8 protein-coding genes are annotated in these 8397 nt (G+C 60.6%); 6 read left to right on the forward strand and 2 right to left on the reverse strand.

All coding sequences use genetic code 11. The features are described from left to right. Positions 1-338 precede the first annotated feature (338 nt). Positions 339-1208 (forward strand): class I SAM-dependent methyltransferase, encoded by an 870-nt coding sequence (locus ABDV69_RS19070; RefSeq protein WP_343577186.1) that lies wholly within the window; start codon positions 339-341, stop codon positions 1206-1208. A 41-nt stretch (positions 1209-1249) separates the two neighbouring features. On the opposite strand, the gene ABDV69_RS19075 is transcribed toward ABDV69_RS19070, so the two are convergent. Then, positions 1250-2098: a class I SAM-dependent methyltransferase gene (locus ABDV69_RS19075; protein ID WP_343577189.1), complete on the reverse strand. Its 849-nt coding sequence runs from the start codon at positions 2096-2098 to the stop codon at positions 1250-1252. 40 nt (positions 2099-2138) lie between these two features. Continuing rightward, positions 2139-2462 (reverse strand): hypothetical protein, encoded by a 324-nt coding sequence (locus tag ABDV69_RS19080; RefSeq protein WP_343577191.1) that lies wholly within the window; start codon positions 2460-2462, stop codon positions 2139-2141. 105 nt (positions 2463-2567) lie between these two features. On the opposite strand from ABDV69_RS19080, the gene ABDV69_RS19085 reads away from it, so the two are divergent. From ABDV69_RS19085 to ABDV69_RS19105, 5 genes are all read left to right on the forward strand, one after another. After that, on the forward strand, positions 2568-3836 hold the full coding sequence (locus tag ABDV69_RS19085) for a glycosyltransferase (protein ID WP_343577194.1): 1269 nt from the start codon (positions 2568-2570) through the stop codon (positions 3834-3836). A gap of 144 nt (positions 3837-3980) precedes the next feature. Then, a complete protein-coding gene (locus ABDV69_RS19090) occupies positions 3981-5363 on the forward strand; it encodes a nucleotide sugar dehydrogenase (protein ID WP_343577196.1) in 1383 nt (460 codons plus the stop codon). Between the two features lie 22 nt (positions 5364-5385). Continuing rightward, the gene (locus ABDV69_RS19095; protein WP_343577199.1) at positions 5386-6399 is read left to right on the forward strand and encodes a GDP-mannose 4,6-dehydratase; all 1014 of its coding nucleotides are present in this window, start codon (positions 5386-5388) and stop codon (positions 6397-6399) included. A gap of 109 nt (positions 6400-6508) precedes the next feature. Continuing rightward, positions 6509-7300, forward strand: coding sequence for a phthiotriol/phenolphthiotriol dimycocerosates methyltransferase (locus tag ABDV69_RS19100; RefSeq protein WP_343577200.1), 792 nt, complete (start codon positions 6509-6511; stop codon positions 7298-7300). Positions 7301-7518: 218 nt separating this feature from the next. After that, positions 7519-8316, forward strand: a complete 798-nt coding sequence (locus ABDV69_RS19105) for a phthiotriol/phenolphthiotriol dimycocerosates methyltransferase (RefSeq protein ID WP_343577201.1) — start codon at positions 7519-7521, stop codon at positions 8314-8316. Positions 8317-8397: the final 81 nt, after the last annotated feature.

The raw sequence follows: 8397 nt of genomic DNA on the forward strand, positions 1-8397 counted from the left end.
GGGCCCGGAAAGATCTCGCAGGGTGGGGCCAATCCACACCGTCACAGTGGGGCCACTTTAAGTTGACATTGCCAGGCCAGCGCTCCTGGGCTTGCCGGGCAGCGCCGGGTTTGCCTTTGCGGGGTATCACGACTGTGCGTACGCCTGCCGAGATTGTGCAGCTCATCCTCGACGCGTTTCTCGCTGTAGCCGCGGTCTAAAAGTTCGTCCTGAGCCCGGGGGCGCGCGACGACTACCGATATCGGCATACGTTCACGACGAACGAAGGCGTGAATGCAGACCAGCCGCCCTGCTATCCTCCAACGACCCAGTCGAAGATTTTGCCGAGGTGGATCGAAATGTACGGTTTCAGCCGCAACATGACTCAAATTCGTTACGCAGCCCGCGTATTTTTCTTATGGATCGGGAGCAGGCAACCCTCTGTGCTGTGGCACTGTCTTACAGACAATGTGCGCTATGTGCTGGTCAAGCGTGGGGTTCCATCAGGCGCGGCACAACATGTGGCTCAGATTCGTGCGGAGTTTAAGGAGAACGCGGCGCACGGTCAGTTCAATGCAATATACTTCGATGTGGACGACTGGAATATTGTGCAGTGGTGCCTGACCCTATCCAAAATCTTTAATCGCGCGGACCCTGTGCGCATTCTTGAAATCGGGTCGTGGGAAGGACGTTCAGCACTGTTTTTCCTGACCTATTTTACACAAGGCCACTTGACCGCTGTTGACCAATGGGACTCCAGCGATGATCACGTCGACGGCGATCATCATTACAACGCAGCGCTCGACTTGCCAAACAGCGAGGCCCGTTTCGATAGAAATGTTGCCCCGTATGCAGCGCGACTAACGAAGCGCAAGGGATCGTCGCTGCACGTGTTGCCACAACTGCTCGATGAAAATCAGAAATTTGATGTGATCTATGTCGATGGATCGCACTTTGCCGATGATGTGCTCACAGATGGGATCAACGCCTGGCGTCTGTTGAAGCGGGGCGGGATAATGATTTTCGATGACCTTCTGTGGGCGTGTTATCCGCGTGCGCGGGCCAACCCTGCATGGGCGATCAATCTGTTTTTGCGATACCAAAACGGAGAATACAACGTTCTGAATGCCTTCTACCAAATCATCTTGCAGAAAAAAAGAATATTTACCGATCGTCAGTCTACTGACGTCATCGACTCTCAATTTGCGAGGGCCACCGCTACAACCTAGTGGTCTCGCCCGCTTGACGCGTTTCGCGGTGACTGCTTCCTTCAAGCACGTCCACCCGTATCGATGAGCCGGGCGATGGACGTCCAGTCGTTCGGAAAACGGTTGAGCATCTCATCTTTTCGTCCGTCGAGCACTGCGATGTCCATTGCCAGGAATTCATCAATGATCTCGTGCTGACGCTCGGTAAGTACACGCGAACGCGGGTCCACATTCTGCACGATCCCCAGCCCTGTCGGGCGCGAAGCGATCACGTTGACCGTCAGATCTGGCCGATACTTTTTCAATATGAGAATCAAGCGCCAGGTATCTCCGCTCCAAAACCACGAAGCCCGTTCGCGAGCGGCACTCATCCTATCGATCGGGTACACGTCGTGGATGAGGATGATCGACTCCGCAGAGCAGCACTTTTCCACGTTGACGAAATCGCGCAGGGCAAACTCGATGTGATGGAGGCCGTCGATGAAAGCGAGGTCCAAGGTCCGGCCGCCCAGCTCGGAAATCACGTCGCACTGTTCAAAAAAATCATCGCTGGTCTGCGAGAACACCCGCTGGCGGGGCCCTAATGGCTTCTGCAGGTTCGGATTCGGATCGACTCCCAGCGCCAACGTTTCCGGCCTGACGATTTCGAACGACCTCCCCTGATCGATGCCGATCTCCAGGTACGTGGCCGGCTTCAAGTGTTCATGAATGCGGGCAAGAACTCGGAAATAATCTTCGCCAGGAAACTCAAGTTCCGCCAGCATGTCGTGCGCTTTGAGATGCGTTGTTGAGTAGTCCGCGGTTTCCAAAGCCTCACGACACAACTGAGCCGCACGCTGAGGCCGACCTAAAAGTCGCTGAATGTAGGCGTCATTGAGCAACTTTCGTGCGCGGCTTGTGATCTGTACCATCGGTCTCCTTTGGCTCTGCACCCATTTGCGGTCGATCCGGTCAGGTGGCGAAGTGGGCGTGGTTGACGTGCGCGGCCACCCGTAGGGCGTCGGCTGCGAGCCCCAACAATGCCTCGGCCTCCGCATACCACGGCGCCAGCTGCTGATAGCTGATCGGCCAGGCATCCGGCACGGTGGAGTCACCCGGGTCGCGGAAGTTCTGCCGGGGAGTGAAATCGGCAGCGAAGAATCGCTCACAGACCATGCCGTAGAGCGCCGACGACCCACCTGTTCCGCTGCCGATCACGATCACGTCCCACACGACGCGTTCCGCCTCGCGCGCAGTCAGTTCGCTGCCAGCCAGAATCAGACTCCTCAGCGTCATGGCCACAAGCCACTTTGTGAACGCCCAGCCGATAGCCCACGAACCGGCCACAACGTGCGACGCCCCAGATATTATGCGTGCGTCGAATTGAGAGGCCAGGGTGCGGTGAAATTTGTTCTCGCGAGCTATGGGGGCCGCGGCGATATCGAACCCGCCGTCGTCGTCGGCCGGGAGCTGCTACGACGAGGGCACGACGTGCGGATGGCTGTCCCACCCAATCTGGTCAACTTCACCGAGGCCGCGGGACTGCAGGCGGTCGCCTACGGGCTGGATTCAAAACCCATCATGGACCTGCAACGCAAATACTGGACGTGCTACTTCCGCACACCCTGGAAGCTCAAGGAGCTGAACAGGATGGGCCGCGAAACCGAGGAATTCGCCGCGCAATGCTGGGGTGAGATGACCACGTCGCTGGCGTCGGTGGCGGCCGGCGCCGATCTGCTGCTCACCGGCCTGATCTTCGAGCAGCCCGCTGCCAATGTCGCGGAGTATTACGGCATTCCGTTGTCAACACTGCATTTCTTTCCGGCGCGGGCCCACGGCCGGCTTTTGCCGTTCCTGCCGTCGCCGTTGAGCCGCGCGGTGATGACGGCGAACGACTGGCTGGTCTGGCGCGGGACGAAGAAGGGTGAGGATGCCCAGCGTCGTGAACTCGGCCTACCGAAGGCAAAAGCCCCAGCGCCGCGGCGCATCGCAGACCGCGGTTCGCTGGAAATCCAGGCTTACGACGAGGTGTACTTTCCCGGACTGGCTTCCGAATGGGCGAAATGGGCTGGCCAGCGCCCCTTTGTGGGCGCGTTGGCGATGGCTTTGTCGACGGATGCCGACGAGGAGGTCGGGTCATGGATTGCCGCGGGAACGCCGCCGATTTGCTTCGGGTTCGGCAGCGTCCCGGTCGAGTCGCCCGCCGACACTCTCGCCATGATCAGTGCGGCGTGCAAGCAGCTGGGCGAACGGGCGTTGGTGTGCTCCGGCTCGACTGATTTCGGCAAGGTCCCCGATGGCGAGCACGTCAAAGTGGTGGGCGTGGTGAATTACGCGACCATCTTTCCGGCTTGCCGGGCGGTCGTGCACCATGGCGGCGCGGGCACTCTGGCGGCGGGCCTGCGGGCCGGAATCCCCCAGTTGATCCTGTGGACGTTGCCTGATCAGCCGTTCTTTGCGGCACAGCTCAAACGACTGAAAGTGGGCTCCGGACGGCGCTTTTCGACCACTACCCAAAAGTCGCTGGTCGCGGACCTGCGTCGGATCCTTGCCCCGCAATACCGCGCCCGCGCCCGCGAGATCGCACCCCGGATCACCGAACCCGTCACAAGCGCCACGGCCGCCGCAGACCAGGTGGAAAAGTTCGCCCGCCTTGCTCGGGTCGGGTGACATCCGGCTGGCTGGCGCAAACATCCGGTTTTCAGGTCTTATTGGTCAGGTGTTGGATTAGACTGCCCGCAGGCTAGCCGGGGTGGTGGGGCCCGCTTTCATGTCAAAGAACGTGCACGGGGGACTGAAGGGTGAGATTCCACGATGCTGAAAGGCGCGTTCGGGCGTAGCGACGCCGAGATCGACCTGCTGGTACGCGGCATGCGATCGGGGATCGCGGTGGTGGGCTTCGGCTACATCGGCACGGTGATCGGCGCCGTGCTGGCTGATCGTGGCTGGCCCGTCACCGGCATCGACGTGCGGCAGAGCGTCGTCGACGAAATCAACCTCGGCAAGACCACCGTGGCTGAGCCGGGGCTCAGTGAGCTCGTGGCCGACAACGTGCGAGTCGGCCGACTTCGTGCCACGACCGATTTCAGCGCCATCGCGGACAACGACTTCGTCATCGTCAACGTCGGTACGCCGCTCGGTCCGGATTACGAACCGATCGTCGACGACATCCAGGCGGCGGCGCGAGCCTTGGGCGAGTACTTGCAGCCCGGCCACGTCGTCATCCTCAAGAGCACGGTGCCGCCGGGCACCACCGAGACCCTTGTTCGGCCGATCCTCGAAGAGACCTCGGGGCTGCGCGCCGGGGTCGACTTCGGGTTGGCGTTTTGCCCCGAGCGCCTCGCCGAGGGCCAGGCAATCCACGAGCTGACGTCGATCCCCGTCGTGGTCGGTGCCGTCGACGAACGCAGCGCTCGCGCCTGCGCCACGCTGTGGCGGCACGCCCTCGGGGTGGAGTCCGTGATCGTCGAGGATCCGCGGACCGCCGAGATGGTCAAGCTTGCGGACAACCTTTGGGTGGACCTCAACGTCGCGCTGGCCAACGAGCTGGCCAAGGTGTGCGACCGCCTCGGCATAGACGCACTGCAAGTCATCGAGGCCGCCAACACGATGCCGAAGGGCAGCAGTCCGGTCAACATCTTGAGGCCGAGCATGGGCGTCGGCGGCTACTGCTTGACGAAAGATCCATGGTTCGTCAACCACCTGGGCGACTCCCTCGGGTTGGACCTGGCAATTCCGCGAACCTCGCGGACCGTCAACGACACGATGCCGGCCTACACCTACGGCCTGCTCACGCAGTTACTCGCCGATCAGGGCAAAGAAATCGAGACCAGCCGAATCGCGGTGCTGGGCATCGCGTTCAAGAACAACACCGGCGACTGCCGACTCACCCCGACCAAGTATGTCGTCGCGCTGCTGGAGAAGTCCGGCTGCGAACTTTCGGTCCATGATCCATGGGTGGGCGTTGAAGACGCCGTCACCGTGACGCACATCCCCCTGACCGCAGACATCGAGACGGCGGTCGAGGGCGCCGACGCCTTAGTGGTGCTCGCGGGCCATCGCCAGTTCCACCAGGTTCCGCTGTCCCGGCTGGCGGAGCTGGCGAGGGCCGGGTGCGTGTTCCTCGACGGCCGGAACAGCTTCGACCCAGCGGCAGTGCGCGCCGCCGGCTTCGTCTACAAGGGCATCGGCCGGTAGGCGCCGAATCGAAAGAGCGAATATGTCTCATGCCGTTGTGACCGGTGGCTACGGCTTCATCGGGTCACACTTGGTCTCCGCACTGCTGGATCGCGGCGACTCCGTCACGGTCTTCGACTTCGCCAAGAACAGCCGTGACACCAGTATCGACTTCGACCGGCACGCCAACTTCCGGTTCGTGCAAGGCGACGTCACTGATCTGACCGCACTCGAAAAAGCCCTGACTCCCGGCGTCGACGTGGTTTTCCACCTGGCCGCGGTCGTCGGTGTCAAGAACTATCTCAACGATCCGCTGCGGGTTCTCGATGTCAACGTGATCGGTACTCGCAACGTTCTCGAACTGAGCCATCGGCACGGAACACGCGTGGTGTTCGCCAGCACGTCTGAGGTGTTCGGCAAGAACCCCAACCCGCCGTTCGCCGAAGACGATGATCGCGTTGTCGGTTCGACACGGACCGCACGCTGGAGCTACAGCACCAGCAAGGCGATGGCCGAACATCTTGTCTTCGCCATGCACGACGCCTTCGGATTGCCGGTGACGGTGGTTCGGTATTTCAATGTGTACGGCCCGCGGCAGAATCCGATATTCGTGGTCTCGCAGAGCATTCACCGGATTCTCAACGGCCGCCAGCCGTTGCTCTACGACTCCGGGGACCAGTCGCGGTGCTTCACCTACGTCGATGACGCCGTCGCCGGCACCTTGCTCGCGTCCGACAGCAGCGCGGCGATCGGTGAAACCTTCAACATCGGCAGCATGACCGAGACGACCATGCGTGATGTTGTCGAGCTGACGATCAAGATCGCCGGTGTCGATTCGGTGTCCGCGGCCGAAACTGTCGACACTGCAGCACTTTACGGGGGTCGCTACGAGGACATCCCTCGTCGTATCCCGGACTCGACCAAGGCGCAGCGAGAGCTGGGCTGGCGCCTGCAGGTCGACGTCGAGGAAGGGATCCGCCGCACCATCGCCTGGGCACGGGCCAACCCGTGGTACCTCAACGGGCCCGCTGGGAGTCAGCCGCAGGGCGGCCAATGAGTTCTGTTACGAGCGATGCCCTACTTTACCCGCGAATTGGCCACACCTTCAATTAGCTCATGCCGAAGATACTTGCCGAAATACTCAAACCCCTGAGGAGGAGCTGCTTGTGGCCGCGTCCACAGATGTCCTAAAAAACCGTAAGCAACGGAAAGATCGCCGTACCCATCCATTTTTCAATAAGTACTGGTATCGCCTTAACAGTCGCTTTTTCAGCGATAACGACACGGTGTTCTTAAACTGGGGCTACGAGGAAGATCCGCCGATGGCTCTGGCGTTGACGGAAACCGACGAACCAAACCGATGCTCCATCCAGCTTTACCACCGCGTGGCAGACCAGGTGGACCTCACCGGCAAGCGGGTGCTCGAGGTTAGCTGCGGGCACGGTGGTGGCGCGTCCTACGTGATGCGCACGCTGGGCCCGGCCTCTTACACAGGGCTGGATTTAAACCCGGTCGGATTGGACTTCTGCCGAAAAAAGCACCCACTGCCCGGCCTGGACTTCGTGGAAGGCAACGCCGAGAAGCTTCCCTTTGCCGATCAATCCTTCGACGCCGTGATTAATATCGAAGCGTCGCATTGTTACCCTCGGTTTCCCCGGTTTCTTGAGGAGGTCGCGCGGGTACTGCGCCCCGGAGGTCATTTTCTCTACGCCGATGTCCGCCGGCGTCACGAACTCGCGAGGTGGGGACAGGAGCTGAGCGGCGCCCCCATGCAGCTCATTTCGGAAAAGACCATCAATGAGCAGGTTGCTCGGGGAATAGAGAAAACATATCCCGCTATGCTCTTAAAGAAGGCTCGCGTTCGGGAGTCTTTCTACTTTGCGATGTGGGTGATTCTCTACCGCAGATTGCTAAATAGCGAGATCAGTTACCGGATCTACTGCTTCGTCAACGAGTGAGGCGTTCTCCGGCGTACCTGGCCGCGAGCATCAGCGTCGGTGGATGGCTTCAGGGGCTAGCGCGAGTCCTCTCGACGGGCACACCGGCTGTATTGGATTCGAAGAATACACATAGGAAGTGAAAGGTCAGGATCCGCGATGAAAACTGTGCTGGCGAATTGGAGAACGCGTGGCGAAGTCGAAGCGTGCGCCTCTATGGGCCATGGGGTTAGTGCTCGGTGACAGCCGTAGACCGCCTGGCCCGGAGCTTACTGTGGAGGCTCAACACGAGCGTCCACAAACCGTTATACGCCTACATGTCCCGCCGTGCCGGCCAAGACGTGCTGTTCCTGAACTGGGCTTACGAAGAAGACCCGCCCGTGGCCATACCACTGGACCCCGGCGACGAGCAGTACCGCTATCCCATCCAGCTCTACCACGCCACCGCAACCCAATACGGTGGACTCGCGGGCAAGCGGATACTCGAAGTGGGCTGCGGACACGGCGGCGGAGCATCCTATTTGAGCCGCACGTTCAAGCCGGCATCCTATATCGGGCTGGACCTCAATACGTCCGGCATCGAGTTCTGCCGGCGCCGCCACCAACTTCCCGGGGTGGAGTTCATCCAGGGCAATGCCGAAGACCTCCCTTTCCCTACAAAGTCATTCGATGCCGTGATCAACGTCGAATCCTCGCACCTGTACCCCCACTTCGATCGGTTCCTCAGCGAAGTCACAAGAGTGCTGTGCCCAGGCGGGACATTTCTTTACACCGATATGTGGCAGTGGTTCCAGTGCGATCAACGGGAGAAGGACCTGAAGGGTTCGGGAATGCGGATGATATCGGGGCGGGAAATTAACACCGCAGTCCTGCGGGGCGCGGACCTGAACGCCTCGCATTGGGGAGGGGTTTGGGATTCCTTGGCACCGCGATTGGTGCGGCCAATAGCCCCCGCACCCACGATGCGGAGCCCGCTGTACCGGGACATGGTGAGCGGGAAACAGTCATACCGGATGTATTGCCTTTCGAAGGGCTAGCCCGGCGTTGCCCGCAGCATGTCCAACCAAGATGCGTATTGGAAGTGAAGGTCAAAGTTCCTAATGAAATTTGTGCTGGCG

It is taken from the genome of Mycobacterium sp., from assembly GCF_039583785.1.
Taxonomy (GTDB): domain Bacteria; phylum Actinomycetota; class Actinomycetes; order Mycobacteriales; family Mycobacteriaceae; genus Mycobacterium.

Bases quoted from the DNA above. Each gene is read 5' to 3' on its own strand.
- ABDV69_RS19075 (WP_343577189.1), bottom strand. From the start codon at position 2,098: ATGGTACAGATCACAAGCCGCGCACGAAAGTTGCTCAATGACGCCTAC.
- ABDV69_RS19080 (WP_343577191.1), bottom strand. From the start codon at position 2,462: ATGACGCTGAGGAGTCTGATTCTGGCTGGCAGCGAACTGACTGCGCGC.
- ABDV69_RS19090 (WP_343577196.1), top strand. From the start codon at position 3,981: ATGCTGAAAGGCGCGTTCGGGCGTAGCGACGCCGAGATCGACCTGCTG.
- ABDV69_RS19095 (WP_343577199.1), top strand. From the start codon at position 5,386: ATGTCTCATGCCGTTGTGACCGGTGGCTACGGCTTCATCGGGTCACAC.
- ABDV69_RS19070 (WP_343577186.1), top strand. From the start codon at position 339: ATGTACGGTTTCAGCCGCAACATGACTCAAATTCGTTACGCAGCCCGC.